Source organism: Thalassospira sp. HF15 (assembly GCF_011806525.1).
Classification (GTDB): Bacteria; Pseudomonadota; Alphaproteobacteria; order Rhodospirillales; family Thalassospiraceae; genus Thalassospira.
The window spans coordinates 291258-316571 of sequence record NZ_JAAVKI010000001.1 but is presented as its reverse complement, the minus strand read 5'-3'; the positions used below and the strand labels follow the sequence as shown (position 1 = coordinate 316571).

Below are 25314 nucleotides of genomic sequence, written 5' to 3'. Positions count from 1 at the left end.
AGGAGGCAACATGCTTTCAGCCCAGAAAAATAAGGACGCTGGGCATAGCGTTCACAAGATCGGTGGTACGTCGATGACCCAGGTTGATGCGGTCATGGACAACATTCTGGTCGGCAATCGCAGCGAAGACGAGCTTTACAACCGTGTCTTTGTCGTTTCGGCATATGGCGGCTTTACCGACCTTCTGCTCGAAAACAAGAAAACCGGTGAAGCAGGCGTCTATCAGCTTTACGCCGGATCGGAAACCGATTGGGCCTGGGGCGATGCTCTGACCAAAGTTTCCGAGAAAATGTGTGCCATCAACGAAGAAATCTTTGGTGATGCACCGGAACTGAAGCTGGCCAATGCCTTTGTTCAGGAACGGATCGAAGGCACGCGCAGTTGCCTGATGGATCTTCATCGTCTGTGCAGCTTTGGTCATTTCAAGCTTGAAAAACACCTTCTGACCGTACGCGAAATGCTGTCGGCCATTGGTGAAGCACATAGTGCGCACAACACCATGTTGCTGCTGCGTGCAAAGGGTGTGAATGCCGTATTCGCCGACCTGTCAGGCTGGCGCGAGCCAGAGGCCTCTACCCTTGATGGTCGCATCAACAAGGTGTTCGAAGACATTGATCTGTCAAATCAGCTTGCGATTGCAACGGGTTATGCCCAGTGCAGCGAAGGCCTGATGAGCATCTATGGCCGTGGTTACAGTGAAGTGACCTTCTCGCGGATTGCCTGCCTGACACAGGCGCGTGAAGCAATCATTCATAAGGAATTCCACCTGTCGAGTGCCGATCCGCGCATTGTCGGCGAAGACGCTGTGCGCCCGATTGGCCGCACGAGCTACGACGTGGCCGATCAGCTTTCGAACATGGGCATGGAAGCCATCCACCCGCGTGCAGCCAAGGGTCTTCGTCAGAACGACATTCCGCTGCGCATCGCCAACACCTTTGAACCGGAACATCCGGGTACGGTGATTGACGATCATTGGGAGCCGGAAAACAGCCGCGTTGAAATCGTCACCGGTGTTCCGACTGCGTTCGAGATTGAAGTCTTCAATCAGGATATGGTTGGCGTTCCAGGTGGCGAAGAAGCGATCCTGAACGTTCTGAAACGTTACAAGGTGCCGACTGTCACCAAGAACCTGAACGCCAACACGATCACGCATTATGTTGCAGCACCGCTGAAACAGATCCGTCGTTGTGTTGACGAGATTGAGGCAAACCAGCCCGAAGCAACCGTCCAGACCCGTAAGGTCGCGATTGTCTCGGTCATCGGTGCCAATATCGAACAGCCGGGCCTGTTTGCCCGTGCCGTGTCGATCCTGGATGATGCCGGTGTTGACCTGGTGGCATCCCACTATCCGAGCCGCCGTGTTGATCTGCAGTTTGTTGTTGCCGAAGGCGACTTCAACAAGGCGATTGTCGCCCTGCATCGCGGTTTGGTCGAAGGAAAAAAAGAAGAAAGTGCCGCATCCAAGAAAACCAAGGATGAAAGCACCGCAAAACCGGAAAAGCTTAAGGCTGCATAAGCCAAAGGGCATCCGAACATCACAGCAAAACCCGCAAGCGCCACATCGGCCTTGCGGGTTTTGTTTTGCAGTGATGATAGGCTTGTCAGTCGTGGTGCAGCGCGATAGGACTTAAAGACGGGCAAAAACCGGCAAACCAAACAGGACATCCACCATGACCACGCATAACAGCAAAGCCATCAACGAACTTCTCGACGTCATGGCAAAGCTGCGCAACCCGGATGGTGGCTGCCCGTGGGATCTGGAACAGGATTTCTCGACCATTGCCCCCTACACCATCGAAGAAGCCTACGAAGTCGCAGACGCCATTGCAGACAACGACATGCCGGAACTCTGCAATGAATTGGGTGATTTGCTCTTGCAGGTCGTGTTTCACGCGCAGATGGCCAAGGAAGCCGGGCATTTCGAATTTGAAGACGTTGCCAACAGCATTGTTTCAAAAATGGTGAGCCGCCATCCGCATGTATTTGGTGATGGCGGTGCGACAACTACAGATGGCGTCAATCAGACATGGGAAAAGATCAAGGCCGCCGAACGTGCCCAAAAGGCCGAAGACAAAGGCCATGAACGCCACAGCGCCCTTGACGGTGTTGCAAGCGCCCTGCCCGCGCTTATGCGCGCAGAAAAACTGACCAAACGCGCTGCCCGCGTCGGGTTTGACTGGCCGACCACCGATGAAGTCTTTGACAAACTTCACGAAGAAATCGACGAACTTAAAGCCGAAATGACCGAAAATCCGGATCCGGCCCGTTTGCAGGATGAGCTGGGCGACATGCTGTTTGTTATGGCCAATCTGGCACGCAAGATCGGTGTTGACCCCGAAGTGGCACTTCGCGGTGCCAACCACAAATTCACCAAACGCTTCCATTTTATCGAAGATGAACTCGCCCGCGATGGCCGAACGGCGGCTGACTCAGACCTCGCGGAAATGGATAACCTTTGGAATCTGGCGAAAAAGACAGAGCGCGGTCAGGTATGATCGCACATCTGCCCCGCTCAAGATTTTTGGCCTAGCTTTCCAGCGGCATATAGATTTCGGTAAGGAGCTCAGTTGGCGCCACTTCGCGCGGATTATTGAGATATTCCTCAAAAACCGGTCCTTCGCGGGCTTCCTCGCCAGACTGCGGCAACCATTTACCGAAAAGCCATAAATAGGCAGCCTTCATATCGGCATATGGGCCCTTGTAGTGCAGACAGGCATATCGCCCAGCTGCCACGGTCGTTCGTTCTACTGGTGCTTCCAGCTCGATTGCCGTGGCGTTGGACAGCAATGCCCCTGCTTTGGAAAACAGGTCCTCTTCCCGGTAGCTGTCGGGATCTGTGTGATAAACCCCGATCAACCTTGCATCCGGTGTGATCAGGTCCCGCACCGCCAGCCACCCAAACAACCGATCAAACGCCTCGCCGATCTGCATGAATGCCCCATGGTGGTCAATCGTCAAAAGTTGCATTTCGGGTACGTTGCGAATTTCGACATCCCAAGGCCCAATGATGACAGCCCCCTGGTCTTCAAGGGCGTTCTGAAATTTCGCATGACTGCCTTCCTTGCGATATCGCGCTGGCGGCATGCCATAACAATCCGAAAAGATCCGCGTAAAGGATTGCAGGTTCGGATACCCGCAGCGTTTGCCGATATCTTCAATCGAAATTGCACTGTTTGCCAACATGCCAGCTGCGGTATGAAGCCGGACCCGCTTTACCGTTGCCGCGATGGTCTCGCCAAAAACACCGTGATAAATGCGATGCCAATGGGTTGGCGACATGCAGGCGATTTCCGCCAACTTGTTCAGATCAAGTTCTTCATCAAGATGATCATGAATATAGCCCTGCACCCGTGCAAGACGTTCCTGGTAGGATTTCCGGGCATGCAATTTGTTCATCGTTCTCTCGTGCAGTTTGTTGTGCAGTTCGAAAACGCTAGCACGCGTCGATTTGACAAATCTTGCGGACTTGCAACTGCCCTTATGCGGGGAATAGCGGCATCAGGATTTCATTGATCTCGGCCCAGAGTTCCTCGGAACTCGCACACAAAAGACCAGCTGCTTTGGCATTGGCGTTATATTCGTTATCGGTATTGGCCGTGATATAGCGCGCATACCCACCGGCTTCTCTGGCCAATAAGGTGCCAGGTGCATGGTCCCAGGGCTTGAGTGTGCGATAGGCACAGAAATCAAACGCTCCCCGCGCCACTTCTTCATACTCCGCACCACAGCAAGAGTAATGCGCCACATCAGCAAAGAAATCGAGATGACCGTAATGCTTGCGGATGCGATCGCGGGCATATGAAATCAGAAAACCCTTGGCATCTGCGGCCTTTGTGATGTTGGATCGGACCGAAACCGGTTGATCCTTATAACGCGTCCCTGACCCAAGCTCCGCAACGGTTGCCGCCCCTTCAATCGGATCGACAATCCATGCCGCAACGGTTTCTCCGCCAGCATAAAGTCCGACCATGCAACGAAATGGTTGTTTGTGATGGGCAAAGTTTTTGGTGCCATCGACCGGGTCAATGATCCAGAAAGGATCGTCGGCCGCAAAAATGCGCTTCTGAAGCGTCGGGTCTTCATGGGCTGCCTCTTCACCCAAGGCACGACTGCCGGGAAGCAGATCGGTAAGGCGTTGGGTCAAAACGCGTTCCGCCTCGGTATCGGCAATCGTCACAAGATCCATCGCATGGGTCTTGGTGTCGATATCCGCATCATCAAGTTGGCCAAAACGTGGGGCAATCTCGGCAGCCGACACTTCCCGAATGATGTCGGTGACCTTGTCCATATCGACTTTGATCGCCACGCGCTTTCTCCCTATCACACCAGATGAATATCAAGCCCGGCCTTGGCGCACCAATCCTCGAACCGGCCGACACGGGTCGTATCAACACGAACCTGTACCGAAATACCATCCGCACCTTCATTGCGCTTAAGTACTTCACCCTGCTCATAGAGCCGCGCGAGTGACTTTCCATCCGCATAAGGTACGCAAAGCTCGAAAATCGGCATATCTTCCGTCAGGCGATCTTCGATCAGATCAAGCAACGCGTCACAATTTGTGCCTTTGACGGCGGAAATCGCAATGGTGTTGTCATGGCGCGTCGCATATTCCAACACCGCCTGCAGGTCGTCTCCTTCAAGCTGATCGATCTTGTTGAGCGCCTCGACCAATTCTTCACCGTCAATGGCCTTCTGAAGCCCCAGTTCTTTGAGGACTTCAAGCACATCAAGCTTCTGCTCTTCGGTTTCGGGCGAAGAAGCATCGCGCACATGAACAATCAGATCTGCTTCCAGAACTTCCTCAAGCGTCGCGCGGAAAGCTGCGACAAGATCATGCGGAAGGTCGGATACGAAGCCCACCGTATCAGACAAAATAACCTTGCGACCACTTGGCAGAACAAGACCACGCATGGTCGGGTCCAGGGTCGCAAACAGCATGTCCTCGGCAAACACTTCAGACACGGTCAGCTGGTTAAACAGGGTCGACTTGCCAGCGTTGGTGTAGCCCACCAGTGCCACAATCGGGTACGGCACACGACGACGGGCCTCACGATGCAGTTCACGGGTGCGCTTGACTTCCTCAAGCTCTCGGCGGAGCTTGGCAAGCTTGTCTCCAATCAAACGTCGGTCAATCTCGATCTGACGTTCACCAGGACCGGCAAGGAAGCCACGGCCACCTCGTTGACGTTCAAGGTGCGTCCATGTCCGGACAAGGCGTGATCGCTGATAACTCAGCAGTGCGAGCTGCACCTGCAAGCGCCCTTCACGGGTCCGCGCACGATCAGCAAAGATTTCAAGGATCAGGCCCGTTCGGTCGATGACCTTGCATTTCCATTCCCGTTCCAGATTACGTTGCTGGATCGGGGTAAGTATGCCGTTGATCATGACAATATCGGCTTCTTCGGCCTTGATCTGCAAGCCAAGCCGTTCAGTCACGCCCTTGCCAAACAGTGTGGAAGGCCGCAACTTTGCAATGGGCACGATTTCCGCGCCCACCACTTCAAATTCAAGCGCACCCGTCAAACTGACCGCTTCTTCCAGACGTGAAGACGCGTCGCGCCAAGTCCCGGTCGGGTCTGCGCGTTTTAGTTCCGGATGGAAAACCAGGACCCGGGGAGAGTCCGGCGTATCGCCGCTCCCCGAAGTCAGAGACTCGTCAGCTATTTTCTTCTTCCGTCGCAGGCTGGCTCGGATCAAACAGCTTGATCGGGGTCGTCGGCATTACCGTCGAAATCGCGTGTTTGTACACGAGCTGGGTATGAGCATCGCGCCGCAGCAAAACAGAGAAATTGTCAAACCAGGTAATGATCCCCTGCAATTTGACTCCGTTGACCAGAAACACGGTAACCGGCGTTTTGTTTTTACGGCAATAGTTCAGAAAGACGTCCTGAACATTTTGTGATTTTTCCGCCATTGGTTAGACCTAGCCTTCTTTTATGAGCGTTTTTTTGGTTTCGGGCGGCCAAGGAAAATGTGGAACCGTCGACGATCAGGTCAGTCACGATTCCGGCCCCATTTTTAATGACCTGTATGAACTATAAGACGTTCGAGAAGCTTTTTACAACCCTAACAAGCGCGTCACAATCCGCGAAATGCCAATCAGGGCTGAGAGTCGCGGAATTCTGCGTGTCACTGTGGCCGGTTATTTCGTCACCGATCAGGATTGCAGTCGCTCCAACGTTCCGCGCGCACTGAATATCAACCACACTATCGCCAACAAACCATAGATTCTCATATTGCGGTGCCGAAGAGTCGCCCATAGCCATATGGACCGGATCGGGCGCGGGTTTGTCCTTGGCGGCATCCGTTGCCCCGATGATCTTGCCAAAAAACGGGGTCCATTCAAGGTGATCGGCTTCCTTGCGCAGGAAATCACCATTCTTGTTGCTGACAACCCCAATATAGGTCCCGTTATCACGCAACGCACACAACAGATCATGTGCCCCGGCAAGCGGTTTCAACGTTTGAAGGTGAATGGATTGGAAATGGCCATAGAAACTGTCCTTGGCATCCAGCCAACGGTCTTCGCCAAACAGGATCGGAAAACTGTCACGCATGGAACGCGCAACCCGTTGCTTGGTTTCCTCGATCGACCAGCTTTCCAGACCGAATTCCTCAAACGTCATGTTAAGCGCAGTCTGAATGGTTCCCCAGCTATCAACGAGGGTGTTATCCCAGTCAAAAATGACGGCTTGAGGCGGATGAGGCAATTGGTCAGACATTTGAAATCCCGGTGGCTGGCTGGGCATTATTTTGTATGAGGACTAAGATAACCGCCTGCCCGATCAGAAATATTCCAGACGAACGGCAAACATTTTCTCGACCTTCTTGATCTGCTCAGAGCCTGCAAATACCACAATCCGGTCATTGGCTTCGATCACGGTCGCGGCACGTGGCATTACAACCTCTCCGTTGCGCAGAATAGCCCCAAAGACCACACCGGCAGGCATCGAGATATCCTTGATCGCCTTGCCAACGATTGGTGCGGTTTCAAGTGCTTCTGCCTCAAGCACCTCGCCAAAGCCCTCGGAAAGGCTGTGTACAGCCCGAATACGTCCACGGCGCACATGATGGAGGATGGTCGACACCGTCGTCATACGCGGGCTGATCACAACATCAACGCCAAGTTCGGAAACCAGTGAATTATAAGTACTTTTGTTAATCAGCGTCAGCGCACGCGGGCAGCCATACCGCTTCGCCAGCAGGGACGACAGAATGTTGGTTTCATCATCATTGGTCAGGGCAACTACCGCCTCGGCATTGCCGACATTGGCCTCTTCAAGTAGTTCCGGATCAAGAACATCCCCACGCAAGACGACACTTTTCTTTGGCAGTTTCTGTGCGACATAGCGTGCCCGTTCCGGGTCGGCCTCGACCAGTCGGGTGGTAACGCCCGGGAAGTTCTTGTTGATTTCCTCAGCCAGGAACAACGCAATGTTACCGCCGCCAAAGATCACAATACGGCGCGCTTCCGGGTCTTCATGACCAAAGGCCGACATCGCCCGATCGACCTGATCACTGGAAACCGCAAGATATACAAGGTCGCCGGCCAGCATCTGGTCATCCCCCTTGGGATAAACCGCCTTGTCACCGCGGATCATGCCGAGGATCGAAATATTGAGATCCGGGAAAAGCTGATGAAGCTGACGCAGGGGCGTGTTGATCACCGGGCAATCGTCACTGCAGCGGATGCCAAGGATTTTGACCTTGTCATCGGCAAACGGGATCATGTCAAACGCACCTGGCGCCTGAAGACGGCGTGCAACCGCGCGTGCAACTTCCATTTCGGGCGAAATCACCACGTCAATCGGCAGCTTCTCACGGCCAAACAGACTGGCCCATTCGGGCTGCAAATAAGTCTGGCTGCGGATACGCGCGATTTTGGTCGGCACGTTAAACAGCGAATGTGCGACCTGACAGGCCGTCATGTTGACTTCGTCAGCAAAGGTCACCGCGATCAGCATATCGGCCTCTTCAGCACCCGCCTGCTGCAACACATCCGGGTGTGAGCCAAAGCCAATGATACCCTTGACCTCAAGTGTATCGGAAATCTTGCGCACCAGCTCTTCGGACTGGTCGATCACGGTTACATCATTGTTTTCCGCAGACAGATACTTGGCAATGTGGAACCCCACCTGCCCAGCGCCGCAAATGATGACCTTCATTTCGAATTCTCCCGTTCACAACAGTCCAAGGTAATCTCAGGCTTATTGCCCGTTAACACCAAGGCTTTTCAGCTTGCGATGCAATGCTGAACGTTCCATGCCCACAAAGCTTGCCGTTTTGGAGATATTCCCGCCAAAACGGTCGATCTGCGTCTGGAGATACTCTTTTTCAAACATCTCACGCGCTTCGCGGAGCGGCAATGCCATGATTTCACTGGTCTTGTCAAAACTTAGCGAAGTCGGAACATCAGAAAACAGCTCTGATGGCAGCATCTTGCCACTGATCAGGTCGACCTTGTCTTCATCACCTGGCGCCATGATCATCAGTCTTTCGATCACATTGCGCAACTGACGAACATTGCCCGGCCAGTCATAAGCATGCAGCGTTGCCATTGCTTCGGGCGACAGCTTTCTTTTCGGAAGGCCGGTCGCATCGGCATATCGATCAAGAAACATTTCTGCCAGCATTGGAATATCGTCACGGCGCTGCTGCAAGGAAGGCACTTCAAGTGGCACAACATTCAGACGGTAATAAAGATCCTGCCTGAATTTCTGCTCTTCAATGCGCTGTTCAAGATCGCGCGCAGTCGTGGCAATGACCCTGACATCCACATTAACCGGCACCGATCCACCGACGCGTTCAAACGTTTGATCCTGCAGAACACGTACGATTTTGCCCTGGGTTTCAAGCGGCATGTCTGCCACTTCATCAAGCAACAAGGTGCCACCATGGGCCATTTCAAGCACGCCGGTGCGCGCTTCACGGTCTGCTGTCGCGACCGCCCCGAAAAGCGACTCTTCCATGGTTTCAGGTGAAATATTCGCGCAATTCAAAACCACAAACGGCGCTTCGGCACGTGCGGATTTTTGATGAATAAGCCGCGCGACAACTTCCTTGCCAGATCCAGCCGGACCATGAATGAGAATACGGCTGCCGGTGCGTGCAACGCGTTCGGCCGATTGTCGTAAATTGTTCAGGACAGATGACTTTCCGACCAGTTCGGTATCACCGCCCGCCTTAAGGGTCAGTTCGCGGTTTTCGCGACGCAGACGCGCATCATCAATGGCGCGCTCGACCACCATCAGCAAACGGTCGGTATTGAACGGCTTTTCAATAAAATCATATGCCCCGATGCGCGATGCTTCGAGTGCGGTTTCGATATTGCCGTGACCGGAAATCATCACGACCGGAACTTCACTGTGCTCGCGCTTGATCAGCTTGAGGGTTTCGATGCCGTCATGGTCACTTTCATCCATCCAGATATCAAGCACCACAAGGCTCGGCCGACGGGCGGCAACCTCGGACAGAGCTCCCTGACTTGATCCTGCCTGACGGGTTGTATAGCCCTCGTCTTCGAGAATGCCGGAAATCAGGGACCGGATATCTTCTTCATCGTCGACAATAAGAATGTCGTGCGCCATGTCGTGACCAAATCAATCTTTTTCTTGTTGCGATTTTGGCAAATAAGTCAATTGCCTGAGGAGTTTGCGTTCGAATCAACGCCATCGGTTTCGGTTTCCAAAACCTTCGGGAAAGATAACGTAATCGTCGCCCCGCTTTCAACGCCGTCAGAGAGTATAAGCTCTCCGCCATGGTCTTCCATGATTTTCTTTACGATGGCCAAGCCAAGCCCGGTTCCCTTGGATCGGGTCGTGACATAGGGTTCTGTCAGTCGTTCACGATGTTCAGCCGGAAGCCCCTTGCCGTTATCCGACACGGCCACGAAAACGCGCTGATTATCAGGCGATGTGGCAACCGAAATTTCAATCCTGCCTTTTGGCAGTTCGCCGTTTTCAGGCTTCTCGCGACCTTCAATGGCCTCCGCAGCGTTTTTAAGCGTGTTGGTCAAGCATTGGTTGACCTGATGCGCATCACAGGAAATCTGCAGTTCCTCGATGCCACTGCGATCAAAGTCATAGGTAATATGGCTATGCGCCTGCTTTTGCAGGAACACTGCACTTTTCACCAGTTCACCGATATTTTCCAACCGCATTGTCGGCGTTGGCATGCGCGCAAAGCTCGAAAACTCGTCGACCATCCGTCCAATATCAGACACCTGTCGAATGATGGTATCCGTACAGGTCTGGAAGACCTCCTGATCGTCATTGATCTGCTTCAGGTAACGACGTTTAAGGCGCTCTGCCGAAAGCTGAATGGGTGTCAGCGGGTTCTTGATTTCGTGCGCAATGCGTCGTGCGACATCGGCCCAGGCCGCCATGCGCTGTGCGGTCTGAAGTTCGGTCACATCATCAAACGTCACGACATAACCGAACACGGTACCATCGTCGGCCCACTCGGCCGTCACCCGCGACATCAAGGTACGACTGACACCATCCCGACGAATTTCAATCTGGCGCGGCTTACTGCGCTCCCCGTCGCGACCAAAGTCTTCAAACAGTGGCAGAAATTCCGGGATAACTTCGGTCAGTTCCTGTGAAATGTAATCTTCAAGATCAACCCCCAGAAGATCCGACGCACTGCGGTTGGGAAGATCAATCTTGCGGTCCGGATCAAGACCAACCACGCCAGCTGTCACACCACCGAGGATCGCCTCGGTAAAGCGGCGGCGTTCATCATTAAGTCGGTTGGCCGCTACCAGTTCATTACGCTGCGTTTCGAGCTGCGCGGTCATACGGTTAAAGGCGCGGCTCAGCGCTTCAAGCTCATCCCCCTGCCCGTCAAGCGGCACCCGGAAGGACAAATCCCCGTCACGGACGCGCTCTGCACCGGTAATCAATTGCGAAACTGGCTGCACCAGACGGGTGGCGACCATCAAACCCAGCGTAACGGCAGCCAAAAGCAACACCACTGAAATCAAAACGAAGATCATGACAAAGGTGATCACGATCCCGGATCGTTCGCCTTCAAGGCTTTCATAGGCGTCAACCGCACGCCGGGCCTTGTCGATGCGATCAAGCACATTCGGGTCAACAAATCGTCCGACCAGCAAAAAGGCGTCAATAAAGCTCGGGATCTTGGCAATCGCGCGGATGCGGTTGTCGCTTGACCCGATCATCAGAACCACGTCTTTCTGACGCGCTTCATCAAAGACCTCTGGCGGTACGGATGCCTGATTGGTGTCATAGGAAAAGCTGTATTCCGACTGCGCGATAATGCGACCCGATCCGTCGATCATCATGACTTCCGGCAAACCACGCGCCAGCGCCTGATCGGTCAGAAGGCTGGAAATACGGTCCGTACTGGTCGAGAAATTCACACCAAAACGCTGCAAATCGCTGGTGGTCGCCAAGGCATCGGCCCGGATAAGCTCCTGGTGTTCGCGCAAATAGGCATCGGCGATCACCATGCTTTCCTCGACCGCGGTCCGGATGCGGTCGCTAAACCAGCCCTGAATACCAAAATGCAGGAAGAGTGCGGAGAAAATGGCCACAACAATCGCCGGTGTCACCGCCACCAACGAGAACATCAGAACCATACGGGTGTGAAGCTTGGCCCCGGCAACCCCGCGCCGACGTTCCACCCAGATCTGGACAAGTTTGCGCGCGACCAGCGTTGCAAGAAGCAACACCAACACGAGATCGATGTTCAATAGCAGCAGGATCAGACGCGGATCAGGACGGAACGGCGCCGTTCCCGTCATCGCCAGATACGTCGCCGTAACCGAAATCAGGGCCGCTGTAACCAACCCGAACGCAAAGCGCCGAGACTGGCCAAGCCACCCCAGAAACCGTACAAAGCCCGACCGCAAGAACCGGTTGGAGATCGAACGGTCGGTATTGTTCATTTCGTGCCCCTGACGACTTCCAGCCCAAGATCACGGATTTTCTTGCGCAGCGTGTTGCGGTTAAGGCCAAGAACCTCGGCAGCCTTGACCTGATTGCCGCGCGTTGCTTCAAGCGTCACGTTCAAAAGCGGACGCTCCATTTCCCGAAGAATACGGTCATAAAGACCGTTTGCCGGCAGATCATCATCATGGGCATCAAAATATTCACGCACGTGACGTTCAATCGATTCCGAAAGCGATTGCGGTTCGGCACTCGGCGCGGCTTCGCTGACATTGTTTTCCGAAAACTCCGTCTCGATAACGTCCACACCGATCACATCATGCGAATAAAGCGCTGTCAGACGACGAACCATGTTTTCGAGTTCGCGGATGTTGCCGGGCCAACGATGCGCTTTGAGACGCGCCATCGCCTCCGTTGACAGGGTCTTGCGCGGAAGGCCTTCCTCACTTGCCTGCATCAGGAAGTGGTTGACCAGCTCCGGAATGTCTTCCAGGCGTTCGCGAAGCGACGGCAAACGGATCGGCACGACATTGAGACGATAGAACAAATCTTCGCGGAATGTGCCTTCGCGGATCAGTTTGCGCAGATCGCGGTGGGTTGCGGCAACAATACGAACATTGACGCGGATCGGGGTACGTCCGCCAACGCGGGTATATTCGCCTTCCTGCAAGACACGCAGCAAACGCGTCTGCGCCTCAAGGGGCATATCGCCAATTTCATCAAGAAACAGTGTGCCGCCTTCAGCCTGCTCGAAACGGCCGACCTTGCGCTCATTCGCACCGGTAAACGCACCTTTTTCGTGGCCAAACAGCTCGCTTTCGATCAGTTCGCGCGGGATGGCCGCCATGTTAATGGCGACAAACGGCCCATGGCGACGCGCGCCATACTCATGCAGTGCGCGCGCAACAAGCTCCTTGCCCGTACCGCTTTCACCCGTGACCATAACGGTCAGATCGGTATTCATCAGACGTGCCAGTGCGCGGTAGATTTCCTGCATGGCTGGCGAACGACCGATCAAAGGCAGACGATCATCGCCCTCTTCGTCCTCTTGTTCGCCTTTTTCGCTTTCTTGCGGCGTCTCAAGTGCGCGATCAACAATCCCCATCAACTCATTGAGATCAAATGGTTTTGGCAGATATTCAAACGCGCCGCGCTGGGCCGCCTTGACAGCTGTCATCAGGGTGTTCTGGGCACTCATGACAATAACGCGAAGATCCGGGCGCAGCTTGCGTATGCGCGGCACCATATCAAGCCCGTTTTCGTCAGGCATCATCACGTCGGTAATCACAAGGTCGCCGTCCCCATCGGCGATCCAGTCCCACAGGGTGCGGCCATGGCCGGTACTGCGGACTTCATGCCCCTGACGCGACAATGCCTGCGTCAGGACAGTGCGAATGGCCCGATCATCGTCGGCAACCAGAATTCTCGCAGGGCTGGTACTCATGCGGTTTCTTCCCTGTTATTGATTATGATCGGGTCGGAAGCCCCCTCGGCCAGTGCCCGATTGTAAATCGGCAGCATGATTTGAAACTCTGCGCCTCCCCCGGGCACGTCTTTCACTTCAATCACACCGCCATGGTCATTGATAATTTTCGCAACCAGCGCAAGGCCAAGCCCAGAACCGGTCGGCTTTGTGGTGACAAACGGATCAAACAGGCTTTCGCGCATGTCTTGCGGAATGCCTGGTCCATTATCACGCACCGACACCACCAGCGGCAGATGAACGCGCGCGTCACCGCCAGCAACCGCAAGACGGATACCATGCTGATAGCGTGTCGAAATGGTGATCTTTCCATCCTTGGGGTCAACAGCCTCGCCTGCATTCTTGATCAGGTTCAAAAACACCTGAACAAGCTGATCACGATTGCCGAACACCGGCGGCAAGGATGGATCGTAAATCTCTTCGAATGTCAGGTTCTTGCCAAAACCGTTTTCCGCCAGGCGACGCACATGTTCAAGCACCGTATGGATATTGACAGCCCCTCGTTCGAGCGGCTTGTCAGAGAAAATCTCCATGCGGTCGACAAGTTCAACAATTCGGTCGGCTTCATCACAAATAAGGCGCGTCAGCACCCGATCATCTTCGTTACTGGTTTGTTCAAGCAACTGCGCCGCACCACGAATACCTGATAGCGGGTTCTTGATCTCGTGCGCCAGAATGGCCGCCATCGCACTGACAGATCGCGCTGAATTTCGGCTGAGCAACTGATTGTCGATCTTTTGCGCAATGGAACGCGGTTCAAAGGTCAACACAGCACAATCACTGTCATCTGGCATGGAACCCACAGTCAGGTTGACTGTGTGCTTGCCGATTTTCGGGCTTTCGATCAGAAGATTGTGGTCGGCGACCAGCGTTGCTTCATCAATCGCCTGTTTGATCAGGGAAAAAACCGGGCTGTCTGACGGAATGAAGTCGGTCAGGTCACTGCGGCACAAGACGCTGGAGCTTGTGTTAAACAACTGCTCTGTCGCCTGATTGACGAACTTGATCTTGCCATCCCTGTTGGCGACGACGACAGCACTGGCAATGGCGTTCAGGACGCCGGTTGGGTCCACCCCATTGCCTTTTCCAAATCCCAGTCTCATGCATATCTTCCCCGACGACGTGTTTTTTGACCGTCGCCATATTATTGTTTTGAAGCGATCAGGCGGCTTCCTGATCGAGTTTGATTTCGGCTTCGATCAACGGTTCGTAGAAAGACCGAATTTGATTTTTAACTTCTGCCGGGTCATCCAACACATTGACAACACGGCGAAATTCCGTCGCATTACGTAAACTGTTGCAATACCACGCCAAGTGTTTGCGTGCGATGCGGACACCTTGACGCCCATGGTGATCAATCATGGCGTCGTAATGCCGCAGAATGGTTTCAAGCTGAATATCAAGTGATGGCGCCGGAAGCTTTTTACCCGTCGCCAAATAGTGGGAAACCTGTGCAAGGAACCATGGGCGACCTTGCGCCCCACGGCCAATCATGACGCCATCCGCACCGGATCGCTCAAGCAGTTCCTTTGCGTCTTCCTCGCTGTTCACATCACCATTGCCCAGAACCGGAATGGATACCGCATCCTTGACCAGTGCAATCGCATCCCAGTCGGCATCGCCCTTATAGAACTGGCAGCGCGTGCGCCCATGAATCGTCAGCATCGCAATGCCAAGGTCCTCGGCAATGCGCGCCAGTACAGGTGCATTGCGGTTATCATCGTCCCAGCCAAGGCGCATTTTAAGCGTGACCGGAACCGTCACGGCATCCACCGTCGCCTTGATGATATCCGCAGCCAGCTTTTCATCGCGCATGAGAGCTGACCCAGCATACCCCTTGGTAACCTTTTTGGCAGGACAGCCCATATTGATATCAATGATCATGGCCCCGCGGGCCTCGTTCATCTTGGCAGCTTCGGCCATTTCTTCGGGCTCAGTCCCGGCAAGCTGCACTGAAAGCGGACTTTCGGCGGCGCAATCGCCGTTCATTTTGCGGACTTCCTTTTCATGCCGCTGGATGCGGGTCATGGCGTCCGACGCAATCATCTCGGACACAACAAGATGCCCGCCAAACTGGCGGACCTGTTGCCGAAACGGAAGGTCAGTCACACCTGACATCGGTGCCAGCACAACATTCTCTGGCACATGTACAGAACCGATCTGCAATGACATGAAGAAATTCCAATTGCCTAAAACTTGGGCAGATTAATAAAACTGGGCATTACATGCAACAACTCTCAGCCCGCTGACGCAAAAATCGTTGCCTTGAAGCTGAAAATTCAACGAAAAGCTAATGAGAGTTCGAATTTTTATAGATATTCATTCGTGCAGGAACGTCTGCGTCTTCCCAATTAATGACTAGCAATTATGCATACATCTCACGGATGATCGCAAAAATTGGGCAAACCGTATTACTTTCAGCCGATTTATGACGCTAGCCGATGATATAACCGGTTACCAAGCGAACGCCCGGAAACGCCAAGGTCAGAAGCAACCAGGCTCCAAGAACAAAGCGTACGGCCATGCGCCCACGCAAGGTTGACCGCTCATGGATAAAAATCAGCACACAAATGGTCGCGAACCCGAGCAAGGTCAGCAGCATCTTGTGGTCAATTTCCCACAGGCTTTGCCCCTCAACATAGCGAAGCGCAAACCCGGAAATGATCCCGATGATCAGGACCCAGGCCGACCATTTCAGAAAGCCGACCAACATGTATTCACTGTCGCGCAGCGGCGGCAGACGCCGGCTCCACCGGGTTGGTTTGCGTTTTTTCAACGCATATTCTTGAACAACATAAGCCATCGCCGCAATCGCAGCCAAAGTCACCAGCGCATAGGTGATCAACGAACTGCCGATATGCGCCCAAAGCCAACCGGAATAGAGGGCCGGGCCACCGACTGTCTCAGGTTCGTTATTACCAAACAGTCTGAATACTGCGGCAAGAACCGCAAACAGAAGCAGATAGCCCCCGATATACCCCGCAAGCCGCCAGACCTGATGCGGCCCCTTGCAGATCACCAGACCGCCAAAGATCATGATCACGGTCAGTTCCGACCAATGCAAAGCCGCCGCAAAGCCACGTGACTGAACTTCCTCGCCGGTGACACCCAGCAAGACCATGGTTCCGATCGCCGCCAGACAGATGGATGCATATAGCCACACGTCCCGACGCGGTTCAGCACGCATGATCTGGCCGGTCAGGGGCAACAGGGCAAGGATATGGATATATGCAGCAAGCATTTTGGAACCCATCTCAGTCTTCGGGATCACATATGACCCTGATATTGCATTTGCCGACTTGGCAAAACCTCCGCAGAAAGATAGCCTGCGGCGCAATTCAGACAAGCCATGGCATTACGTTTATGACCCAAAAAACAGGCGTTGTCATCGTTGCTGCCGGCAGCGGTAGCAGATTTGGCGACCCAATACCAAAACAATATCACATGCTTGGCGGCAAAAGCATTCTTGCGCATTGCATTGAATGTTTTGCACGACACACCGATCCCGACCTTATTCAAGTAGTGTATAACCCAGCTCATCACGACTGGTATGAAAGTGCGATCGCATCCTTGGGCGACGCTTTACCAATCCCTGATCCGGTGGCAGGTGGCGATACCCGGCAGCAATCTGTCCTGAACGGTCTGCGTGCACTCGCGGCAAAGGCTCCAGAGCGCGTTCTGATCCATGATGCGGCGCGCCCCGGCATTTCCGATGACGTGATTGAACGGGTCATGACTGCGCTTGAAATACATTCGGGCGCGATCCCGACCCTGCCGGTGGCGGACACGATCAAGCAGACAGACAGTGATGGCATCATCAGCCGCACCATTCCGCGGGAAAGCCTGCAGCGTGCCCAAACACCGCAAGGATTTGATTTCAAGACCATTCTCGATGCGCATCAGAAATTCGAAGGTCAGGAATTTACCGATGACGCCGCCCTGCTTGAGGCCATCGGTCTTGATGTGATTTGCGTCGCAGGTACCACCAATAACGACAAAATCACCCACCGGGATGATTTTGGCCGCGCGCAAATCTGGGCGGATCGCAGTAACAAGGAAACAGCGCTCATGTCGCTAGAAGAATACCGGACTGGCACCGGCTTTGATGTTCATCGCTTTGCCCCGGGTGATCACTGCATCCTGTGTGGGGTAAAGGTCCCGCATACGGCACGTCTCGACGGCCATTCCGATGCCGATGTCGGTCTGCATACCCTGACCGATGCCATTTTGGGGGCAATTGGCGCAGGCGACATTGGGCAGCACTTCCCGCCAAGCGACATGCAGTGGAAAGGTGCGGCATCGGATATTTTCCTCAAACATGCCGCCGACCTTGTGCGCAAGCGTGGCGGGCGGATCGTGAATGTCGATATCACGCTGATTTGTGAACGGCCGAAAATCGGCCCCCATACCCCTGCAATGCGGGAAAAGGTTGCTGAGATCCTCGAGATTGATGTCGACCGGGTCAATGTCAAAGCCACCACGACCGAGCGGCTTGGCTTTACCGGACGCGAAGAAGGCATTGCCGCACAGGCAGCCGCCAGCGTCGCCCTTCCGGTAAACTAACCACCAGCGGCACTCAAAACAACAAAGGGCAGGATCGAGATCCTGCCCTTTTGCTTTTCAACGCCAAATAGGCGCCTTTGCTGTTCTAGGAGGCCGCCTCGCCGCCTTCCTCTTCGGGCAACTGGTGCTTCATCAGAACTGGCACTTGTGCCATACCAAACACCATTGTGATCGGCATGATGCCCCAGACCTTGAACGCCACCCAGGTGTCCGTCGAAAAGTTGCGCCAGACGATTTCATTCACCACGGCCAGAAACACAAAGAAGAACGCCCAACGCCACGTCAGGATGCGCCAGCCTTCATCGGTTGCCTTGAACGCACTTTCGAGTACCAGCTTCAGGAACAGTTTGCGTGCTGCCAAACCACCAAACAGGATGCTGGCAAACAACAGGTTGACGATGGTCGGCTTTATCTTGATGAACAGTTCGTCATCAAGATAAAGCGTCAATCCACCAAACACGATGACGAAAACACCGCCAATCAGCGGCATGACCGGAATGGTGCGGGCAATCATATAGGACGTCACCAATGCGACAACCGTCGCAGCAACGAAAACGGCGGTTGCCGTCATCAAATTGGTTGTGGCATTGACTGCAAAAAACAGGATCAACGGCCCCATTTCGAGGGCCATTTTGGTAAACTGATTCATTAACTCGTATCATCCATGGACTAAATTTGCGCCATCCTAGGCGCCATACCCGACAGATGCAATCACATCAGCCGTGACCTTGATCCCAACTGGCTTTGCAACCACGCGACATAGTCATGATTGCCACGCCCCAGAGGCAGCTCAAGAATACAGGGCACCTCATAGGGGTGATGGTCTTCGACCCACTGCGCCAGCTCCGTTGCCGTTGTTTTCGACGTTTTCAGAATAACAACAATCTCGGTCTCTTCTTCAACATCGCCGTCCCATTCGTAGATGGCCGTCATTTGGGGCAAAACATTCGCGCAGGCCGCCAGTTTCTCGCGGATCGCACCACCGGCAATCACGCGTGCAATTTCCATATCCGGCACCGTGACATACAGAAATGACATCTCGCTTGGTTGAAACTCTTCTGGCGTCATTGCGATTGCTCCTTGGTTGATTATCCGTCACACTGACCAACATCATATGTTTGTATCACCAATCATATCATAACGGTGCGGGGAGTACCGATGGCGGGGAAAAAACATTCGAAACCCACAGATGTACAGCTTGAATGGCTACGCCGTGGACTGAGTCAGCCCGGTGGCAAACTGCCATTGTTTGACGGCAATGGTAAACAGATCAGTGAAAAAACCGTTCGAAGCTGCATTGACCATGGCTGGGCCGCCCCTTGGTTCGAAAACCCGGTCAAACCAGACTGGTTGATCTGCAAACTGACTGACGAAGGGCGACGGGTCGCAAGCGCCGACACCTAATACCGTTCAGACTGCAGATTCTCCCGATTAATATCCACAGAATCATTATCGTCCTGATCCGAAATGACCGATTTGCGGTATCAGACTCATCTTCCTGTGCAAGATAGATGGGTAAGGATTATGTCGATACTGCTTCGAAATATGCGCCAGATCGTGCTCGTGATGGCTGGATTGGTCTGCATGTCATTTCCGGCCCTTGCATCGGATGAGGCTTGGGAAATCTGGAACTCAGAAGGCGTCCATGCTCTCATGCGTCATGCCATTGCGCCGGGAACAGGTGATCCGGCCAATTTCACGCTTGGTGATTGCACGACACAACGCAATCTCAATGAAACGGGGCGCGAACAGGCGCGCAGCACCGGAACCGTTATTCGTGATAACGGCATTCAGATAACTTCCGTACTGACAAGCCAGTGGTGTCGATGTGTTGAAACGGCAGAACTGCTTGATCTCGGCCCTGTGCGCGAAGAACCGGCGCTCAATTCCTTTTTCCGCGATCGCAGCACCGAGGCCACCCAAACACGTCAGATCAAACAGCAACTTTCAAGCCTGCCCGCCACTGAAAAGGCATTGCTGGTAACTCATCAGGTCAACATCACGGCCCTGACCGGGATTTATCCGCGATCCGGCGAGATTATTCTGGTCCAGATGGCAGATGACGCGGCAGAGCTAAAGGTCCTTGCCCGCCTGATGCCTTAGCATCACGGGAAGCAAACGATCAATTTTTACCAAGGGAGAGATAATTGGTCGGAGCGAGAGGATTCGAACCTCCGACCCCCTGCACCCCATGCAGGTGCGCTACCAGGCTGCGCCACGCTCCGACCGTAGAGATGCGCCGTTTGGCGCGGCTCGATAAATAGCGGCGCCACGCCAAAGACGCAAATGGTTTTTACGGATTTTTTTTAGCATCCTGCAGGCTGGTGCGCAGGATCGCCTGAAGTTCTTCAAGTTCCCCCAAAACAGCTTTCAACGCTGCTTTATCAGGACCCGAAACACTGTCTGCCAATGGTGCGGAACCGTTTTGCGTTACGTCCGAAGTGCTTGCATCTGCATTCTGCCCGGCGACCGCAATCTCCGAGGGTAACTTGCCCTTGTTCTGATCAAGAAGCTTTTGAACCCCTTTGATCGTGAAACCCTGATCGTGCAAAAGGGTGCGAATATGGGCAAGGAAATCAATATCTTCAGGACGATAGTAGCGTCTGCCCCCTGCCCGTTTCATGGGTTGGATCTGGGGAAACTTGGATTCCCAGAACCGCAGGACGTGCTGCTGAAGACCGAGCTCCTTTGCAGCCTCGCTAATTGTGCGAAAAGCAGAGTCAGACTTTGCTGTCCGGCGGGAAGTTCCCGCCGCAGCCCCCAAGTTCGTTTTCATGAGTTCTTTTTCTTAAGCGTTAATTCGGGCTTTCAGGACCTGTGAAGGTCGGAAGACAAGCACCTTGCGCGGAAGGATCGGTACTTCTTCGCCCGTTTTCGGATTTCGACCGATGCGCTGCCCTTTCTGACGGACCGAGAAACTTCCGAACGAGGAAATTTTCACGACTTCGTCCTTGATCAAGGCAGACGAAATTTCATCAAGAACAGTTTCCAGCAGCTGGGCGGACTCGTTCCGCGACAGACCTACTTCCTGGTAAACGGCTTCAGCGAGATCCGCACGGGTAATCGTTGTTTCCGACATGACAGGCCGCCTCCTAATTACGGGACTTAATTTACAAGGCTATATCTGGTAGTGAAATCAGTCAATATCAACAGGATACACTGCTTTTTGACAGAATGGTGTGAAAATTAAGAATTTCACGTGTTTTTGAGCCCTTCTGCGCAGTCGCCAGTTACTTACCAGCGCATCAGCGAAGCACCCCAGGTAAAGCCGCCCCCCATGGCCTCCAACACGACAATATCACCGCGCTGAACGCGTCCATCATGCACGGCCTCGGCCAGTGCCAATGGTATGGACGCTGCAGACGTGTTGGCGTGACGATCAACGGTCACGACCACCTTATCCGTTGAGATACCAAATTTGCGCGCAGTACTGTCCAGAATACGCTGATTGGCCTGATGGGGCACCAGCCAGTCGATATCATTCGGCTCAAGGCCCGTATCCGCCAGAACTTCGCGGATGACGCTGGCAAGGTTTTTCACGGCGTGGCGGAAAACTTCCTGACCCTCCATGCGCAAATGGCCAACGGTCTGGGTGGCAGACGGGCCACCATCGACATAAAGAAGTTCGTACTTGCTGCCATCGGAATGCAGACGATTGGCCAGAATACCAACATCTTCAATGGTCCCGTTGCCTTCAACAGCCTGAACAACAACCGCGCCAGCACCATCACCAAACAACACACATGTCCGGCGATCCTCCCAATCAAGGATGCGCGAAAAAGTCTCGGCGCCAATCACAAGGGCCGTTTTGGCCTGACCATTGCGGATATACATGTCTGCGGTCGTCAGCGCATAGATAAATCCCGAACAGACTGCCTGCACGTCAAAGGCAAATCCTTTGACCCCAAGGCGGTTTTGCACCTTGGTTGCTGTTGCCGGAAACGTATTGTCGGGTGTTGCCGTCGCCACAATGATCAGATCAATGTCCTCTGACGTGACACCGGCATGCTCCATCGCGCTTTTGGCTGCCGCAAAGGCCAGATCACTGGTGGTTTCCCCCTCGGCAGCGATATGGCGCTGACGGATACCGGTCCGTGCAACAATCCATTCATCTGACGTGTCGACGCGCTTGGCCAGCTCATCATTGGTTACAACGTTTGCAGGTAGATATGAACCGCAACCAATAATGCGAGAACGAGTTGTCATGATTTGGGAACCGCCGGCTTTCTGTTTTCTGGTGGGTTAATCAGTTGGCTTGACCAACAGGAACGGCAACGTCTTCATGCTCTGCATTTTCAAGGCCACTCATGGCCTCTTCAAATACAGCAAGCTCATGCTTGATGCTGTCATTGAGGTTATTGACAATCAGGTCATGGCAAACCCCGATGGCATTGGAAAAACCAAGCGCATCTGTGCCGCCATGGCTTTTGACCGCAATACCATTCAGCCCCAGCAACATCGCACCATTGTAGCGGCGCGGATCCATCCGATCGCGGAAACGCTGAAGCGAACGACGGGCAAGAAGATAACCGATCTTGGCAAAGAACGAACTTTTGAAGGTTTCGCGCAGGAAATGCACCAACAGACGCGCCGTGCCCTCTGCGGTTTTCAGCGCAACGTTACCGGTAAAACCGTCCGTCACAATGACATCAACCGTACCTTTGGCAAGGTCGTCACCTTCAACAAAGCCCTCAAAACGGATCGGCAAGTCAATCTCACGCAGGATTGCGGCGGCTTTCTTGACCGACTCATTTCCCTTGAGTTCTTCGATACCAACATTCAGCAGGCCGACAGAAGGTTTTTCAAGGCCAAACAGAATACGTGTAAACACCTCACCCATCAGGGCGAACTGGACGAGGTTGTGCTCGTCACATTCGATATTTGCGCCAAGATCAAGCATGACCGTTTCGCCGCGCTGTGTCGGCATATAGGTTGCAATCGCCGGACGGTCGATCCCGCGCACGGTTTTAAGGACAAACTTGGCCATGGCCATCAGCGCACCGGTATTACCGGCAGAGACAACACCCTGTGCGTCTCCTTCTTTGACGGCATTGATGGCAAGCCGCATGCTGGAATCACGGCGCTGGCGCAGCGCGACGGAAGGTTTGTCTTCCATCGAGACTTCCTGGGAAGCATGGCGAATTTCGCTCACATCTTCCAGAGACGGATATTTGGACATCAGCGGTTTGAGCTGCGCTTCATCACCAAACATCAAGAACTTGAGATGGGGCAACCGCTTGAGTGCAATTTCGGCACCTGCCAAAACCATCTCAGGCGCGTGGTCTCCTCCCATCGCGTCAAGTGATATGCAAACCTGTTCAGGCAACGTATTCTCTTATGGTTGTTCTAAAATCTCTGAACCGGATACCCGGCAGACAAGCTAATTGGGACAAGCCCGTCATTCATAGGCCGGAACGCCCGTAATTACCGGAATTCTCCACCAGATACAAGGTAAAGCCTATTCCGGCAGCCACAAGCATGACATCTGAAACGCGGTCATAATGCCGTACAAAAGTGAAATGCCGGTAAATACCGGCATATTCAACAGGCCTAATCATCGGACGTTCCCGTCTCAATGACCACTATTTTTTCTTTTCAAGCTGCTCTTTAAGCCCTGCAAGCTGGGCAAACGGATTGGGTTTGTCTTCTTCGACATCTTCTTCAGACCGGATCGAGTCCGGCAGTTCGGCATCTTCCTTGCGCGGATACGGGTCCATCGCAACAGCAAGAAACTGTGAAACGACTTCGCCCAGATCAATCTTGCCGTCAACCAGCGGCTCTGGCTGTTCCAGCAGCGCCATCAGTTCTTCTTCCGACAGATTTTCAAGATCATCCGGGTTGGAGGGCATGTCGTCCTCGGACACATGCGGAGAGAAAAGAACCTCTACGGTGTCCTCGACTGTTTCGGGCACAGGCTCCAGCGTTGCCACACAGCTTTGAACGATATCAGCGCTCATCGGGCCACGCACCGTGACCTCGCCGTTCGATGCGGTTTTGACTTCGAGTTCGGCCCGCAGGCTATCGATGGAAACCAGTTCAAACCGCTCAGCCAGTGCTGCGCGTTCTTTTTCATTTGCCTCAATGACAAGTTTCTCTTTGCCTTTGACCATTTCGTCGGTTTTGACAATGCGGGAGAACTCAGGGGTAAATTTATCAGACATCGGGTCTTTCTTTCTATTGCGGGTCAGACACGGCAACATCGGGCACTTCGGGGAAGTCCACTGCACCGTTCTGCATCTGCAAAATGGTTTGATTTTCAAGCTTGGCCAGCGCGTCATGCACATAACCAACCATTGCCATCAGTTGTTCGTCGCTGACATCACAGTCAGCAAAAAGGTTGCGGTCCAGTGCGGCGGCAAGCTCGGCTGCGCCTGACTGAACACCTTCTTCATAGGCGACGATGCGTCCGTGATAGGATTCAGACATTTTACGGATCCGTTTAAGGATACCAACATCCCCGACCCCCATTTCACGCATGTTCTGATCAAGGTCAGCAAACATCACATCAAAGATGTGCTGGGCCAGATCACGGTCCCCGTCATCCGCCTTGAGGCGACGAAACAGGATAAAAGCATGAACAAGGATAAGATCAAAACGTGCGTCCATCGTATCGGGCACACCGATCTTTGTGTAAAATTCGGGTTGGCGCGCCTGGGTTACCATTGCCGTGTAAAGTTCGAACGCAGCAGTTTTCTTGCGGTCCTTTTTCTTCAGCCATCCAAACAACAGTAACACTCCTTCGTTGACATTCCTGTCATGGCACGCAGAATGCCGTAAATCTCATTGGGGCATGTCTGCCCCAGTCATTGCCCGGCAATATCATGCGCCTCGCGCAGAAACTCAAGGCAATTCCGGTTTGGCTTCAACAAGAGGGTCGCTCAGGTGAGCTTCATGCATAATAAAACTACCCGCATTCCCCTGATCATGCTGGCAGGGCTGGCTGTTGCCTTTGTCACTGCCTGCAGCCCAAGAATTGCGACCCGCGGTAACGCGCCGGAACCAGAACAGCTTGAACAGATCTCTGTCGGAGAATCGACCAAGGGTGATGTCACCAATATTCTGGGTTCACCGTCCTCTGTTGCCGCGTTTGATGAAAACGTCTGGCTTTACATCTCGAGCGTGACCGAAACGGTGGCCTTCTTTGAACCGGAAACGGTCGAACAAAAGGTCGTTCTGATCAGTTTCGATGCTGCCAACCGCGTCGAAATCCTCAGCGAATATGACCTTGAGGATGGCAAACCGGTCATCCCGACAGATCGTGTGACGCCAACAGCCGGTCGTGAAATCACGATCCTGCAACAGCTCTTTGGCAACCTTGGTCGGTTCAGCGAGGGGCAATAACCCCATCGCACC

At 53.7% G+C, this 25314-nt stretch carries 27 protein-coding genes and 1 tRNA gene; 6 read left to right on the top strand and 22 right to left on the bottom strand.

What is annotated here, in order from left to right:
• The first annotated feature begins 10 nt into the window (after window positions 1-10).
• Window positions 11-1516 carry an aspartate kinase gene (locus HED22_RS01510; protein ID WP_167718156.1) on the top strand — a complete coding sequence of 502 codons (1506 nt, stop codon included), beginning with the start codon at window positions 11-13 and terminating at the stop codon, window positions 1514-1516.
• Window positions 1517-1670: 154 nt separating this feature from the next.
• Entirely contained in the window at window positions 1671-2495 is an 825-nt protein-coding gene (gene mazG, locus HED22_RS01505) for a nucleoside triphosphate pyrophosphohydrolase (protein ID WP_167718154.1), read from the top strand.
• A gap of 31 nt (window positions 2496-2526) precedes the next feature.
• Here the strand turns inward: mazG and HED22_RS01500 are convergent, their stop codons facing one another.
• From HED22_RS01500 to HED22_RS19780, 13 genes are all read right to left on the bottom strand, one after another.
• The gene (locus HED22_RS01500) at window positions 2527-3396 is read right to left on the bottom strand and encodes a GyrI-like domain-containing protein (protein ID WP_167718152.1); all 870 of its coding nucleotides are present in this window, start codon (window positions 3394-3396) and stop codon (window positions 2527-2529) included.
• Between the two features lie 82 nt (window positions 3397-3478).
• The gene (locus tag HED22_RS01495; RefSeq protein ID WP_368484458.1) at window positions 3479-4306 is read right to left on the bottom strand and encodes an inositol monophosphatase; all 828 of its coding nucleotides are present in this window, start codon (window positions 4304-4306) and stop codon (window positions 3479-3481) included.
• A gap of 14 nt (window positions 4307-4320) precedes the next feature.
• Window positions 4321-5700, bottom strand: a complete 1380-nt coding sequence (gene hflX, locus HED22_RS01490) for a GTPase HflX (RefSeq protein ID WP_175581080.1) — start codon at window positions 5698-5700, stop codon at window positions 4321-4323.
• A complete protein-coding gene (gene hfq / locus HED22_RS01485) occupies window positions 5660-5917 on the bottom strand; it encodes an RNA chaperone Hfq (RefSeq protein WP_008891082.1) in 258 nt (85 codons plus the stop codon). Before hfq ends, hflX begins: the two co-directional genes overlap by 41 nt.
• Window positions 5918-6038: 121 nt before the next feature.
• Window positions 6039-6725, bottom strand: a complete 687-nt coding sequence (locus HED22_RS01480) for an HAD family hydrolase (RefSeq protein WP_167718150.1) — start codon at window positions 6723-6725, stop codon at window positions 6039-6041.
• 63 nt (window positions 6726-6788) lie between these two features.
• Window positions 6789-8168 carry a Trk system potassium transporter TrkA gene (gene trkA / locus HED22_RS01475; protein WP_167718148.1) on the bottom strand — a complete coding sequence of 460 codons (1380 nt, stop codon included), beginning with the start codon at window positions 8166-8168 and terminating at the stop codon, window positions 6789-6791.
• A gap of 42 nt (window positions 8169-8210) precedes the next feature.
• On the bottom strand, window positions 8211-9590 hold the full coding sequence (locus HED22_RS01470; protein ID WP_167718146.1) for a sigma-54 dependent transcriptional regulator: 1380 nt from the start codon (window positions 9588-9590) through the stop codon (window positions 8211-8213).
• Between the two features lie 47 nt (window positions 9591-9637).
• On the bottom strand, window positions 9638-11914 hold the full coding sequence (locus tag HED22_RS01465) for a PAS domain-containing sensor histidine kinase (RefSeq protein WP_167718144.1): 2277 nt from the start codon (window positions 11912-11914) through the stop codon (window positions 9638-9640).
• Complete coding sequence (gene ntrC, locus HED22_RS01460) at window positions 11911-13359, bottom strand: nitrogen regulation protein NR(I) (protein WP_167718142.1); 1449 nt, start codon at window positions 13357-13359, stop codon at window positions 11911-11913. Before ntrC ends, HED22_RS01465 begins: the two co-directional genes overlap by 4 nt.
• Entirely contained in the window at window positions 13356-14501 is a 1146-nt protein-coding gene (locus HED22_RS01455) for a nitrogen regulation protein NR(II) (RefSeq protein ID WP_167718140.1), read from the bottom strand. The genes ntrC and HED22_RS01455 overlap by 4 nt, the downstream gene beginning before the upstream one ends.
• 58 nt (window positions 14502-14559) lie before the next feature.
• A complete protein-coding gene (gene dusB / locus HED22_RS01450; protein ID WP_167718137.1) occupies window positions 14560-15570 on the bottom strand; it encodes a tRNA dihydrouridine synthase DusB in 1011 nt (336 codons plus the stop codon).
• Between the two features lie 262 nt (window positions 15571-15832).
• Window positions 15833-16651, bottom strand: a complete 819-nt coding sequence (locus HED22_RS01445; protein WP_254869654.1) for an inner membrane protein YpjD — start codon at window positions 16649-16651, stop codon at window positions 15833-15835.
• Window positions 16652-16665: 14 nt separating this feature from the next.
• Window positions 16666-16872, bottom strand: coding sequence for a hypothetical protein (locus HED22_RS19780; protein WP_368484467.1), 207 nt, complete (start codon window positions 16870-16872; stop codon window positions 16666-16668).
• Here HED22_RS19780 and HED22_RS01440 point away from each other — a divergent pair.
• Window positions 16786-17961 (top strand): bifunctional 2-C-methyl-D-erythritol 4-phosphate cytidylyltransferase/2-C-methyl-D-erythritol 2,4-cyclodiphosphate synthase, encoded by a 1176-nt coding sequence (locus tag HED22_RS01440; protein WP_368484463.1) that lies wholly within the window; start codon window positions 16786-16788, stop codon window positions 17959-17961. The two genes, HED22_RS19780 and HED22_RS01440, sit on opposite strands and share 87 nt — an antisense overlap.
• An 85-nt stretch (window positions 17962-18046) precedes the next feature.
• On the opposite strand, the gene HED22_RS01435 is transcribed toward HED22_RS01440, so the two are convergent.
• Window positions 18047-18610, bottom strand: a complete 564-nt coding sequence (locus HED22_RS01435; protein ID WP_167718133.1) for a septation protein A — start codon at window positions 18608-18610, stop codon at window positions 18047-18049.
• 62 nt (window positions 18611-18672) lie between these two features.
• Window positions 18673-19029: a divalent-cation tolerance protein CutA gene (gene cutA / locus HED22_RS01430; protein ID WP_167718131.1), complete on the bottom strand. Its 357-nt coding sequence runs from the start codon at window positions 19027-19029 to the stop codon at window positions 18673-18675.
• 90 nt (window positions 19030-19119) lie between these two features.
• Between cutA and HED22_RS01425 the strand changes: the two genes are divergently transcribed.
• Together HED22_RS01425 and HED22_RS01420 are read left to right on the top strand one after the other, a co-directional pair.
• A complete protein-coding gene (locus tag HED22_RS01425) occupies window positions 19120-19365 on the top strand; it encodes a hypothetical protein (protein WP_167718129.1) in 246 nt (81 codons plus the stop codon).
• Between the two features lie 120 nt (window positions 19366-19485).
• Window positions 19486-20064: a histidine phosphatase family protein gene (locus tag HED22_RS01420; RefSeq protein WP_167718126.1), complete on the top strand. Its 579-nt coding sequence runs from the start codon at window positions 19486-19488 to the stop codon at window positions 20062-20064.
• A 45-nt stretch (window positions 20065-20109) separates the two neighbouring features.
• Here the strand turns inward: HED22_RS01420 and HED22_RS01415 are convergent.
• The 7 genes from HED22_RS01415 to HED22_RS01385 all read right to left on the bottom strand — a co-directional run bounded on the left by HED22_RS01415 (window position 20110) and on the right by HED22_RS01385 (window position 24687).
• A tRNA-Pro gene (locus HED22_RS01415) sits at window positions 20110-20186 on the bottom strand.
• Between the two features lie 68 nt (window positions 20187-20254).
• Complete coding sequence (locus tag HED22_RS01410; RefSeq protein ID WP_167718124.1) at window positions 20255-20737, bottom strand: MerR family transcriptional regulator; 483 nt, start codon at window positions 20735-20737, stop codon at window positions 20255-20257.
• A 12-nt stretch (window positions 20738-20749) separates the two neighbouring features.
• Window positions 20750-21040 carry an integration host factor subunit alpha gene (locus HED22_RS01405; protein ID WP_008891097.1) on the bottom strand — a complete coding sequence of 97 codons (291 nt, stop codon included), beginning with the start codon at window positions 21038-21040 and terminating at the stop codon, window positions 20750-20752.
• 155 nt (window positions 21041-21195) lie between these two features.
• Entirely contained in the window at window positions 21196-22167 is a 972-nt protein-coding gene (locus tag HED22_RS01400; RefSeq protein ID WP_167718122.1) for a beta-ketoacyl-ACP synthase III, read from the bottom strand.
• 40 nt (window positions 22168-22207) lie between these two features.
• Window positions 22208-23287 (bottom strand): phosphate acyltransferase PlsX, encoded by a 1080-nt coding sequence (plsX, locus tag HED22_RS01395; RefSeq protein WP_167718119.1) that lies wholly within the window; start codon window positions 23285-23287, stop codon window positions 22208-22210.
• 256 nt (window positions 23288-23543) lie between these two features.
• A complete protein-coding gene (locus tag HED22_RS01390) occupies window positions 23544-24122 on the bottom strand; it encodes a DUF177 domain-containing protein (protein ID WP_167718117.1) in 579 nt (192 codons plus the stop codon).
• A gap of 13 nt (window positions 24123-24135) precedes the next feature.
• Window positions 24136-24687, bottom strand: coding sequence for a ubiquinol-cytochrome C chaperone family protein (locus tag HED22_RS01385; protein ID WP_167718115.1), 552 nt, complete (start codon window positions 24685-24687; stop codon window positions 24136-24138).
• Between the two features lie 165 nt (window positions 24688-24852).
• On the opposite strand from HED22_RS01385, the gene HED22_RS01380 reads away from it, so the two are divergent.
• Complete coding sequence (locus tag HED22_RS01380) at window positions 24853-25302, top strand: outer membrane protein assembly factor BamE (protein WP_167718113.1); 450 nt, start codon at window positions 24853-24855, stop codon at window positions 25300-25302.
• Window positions 25303-25314: the final 12 nt, after the last annotated feature.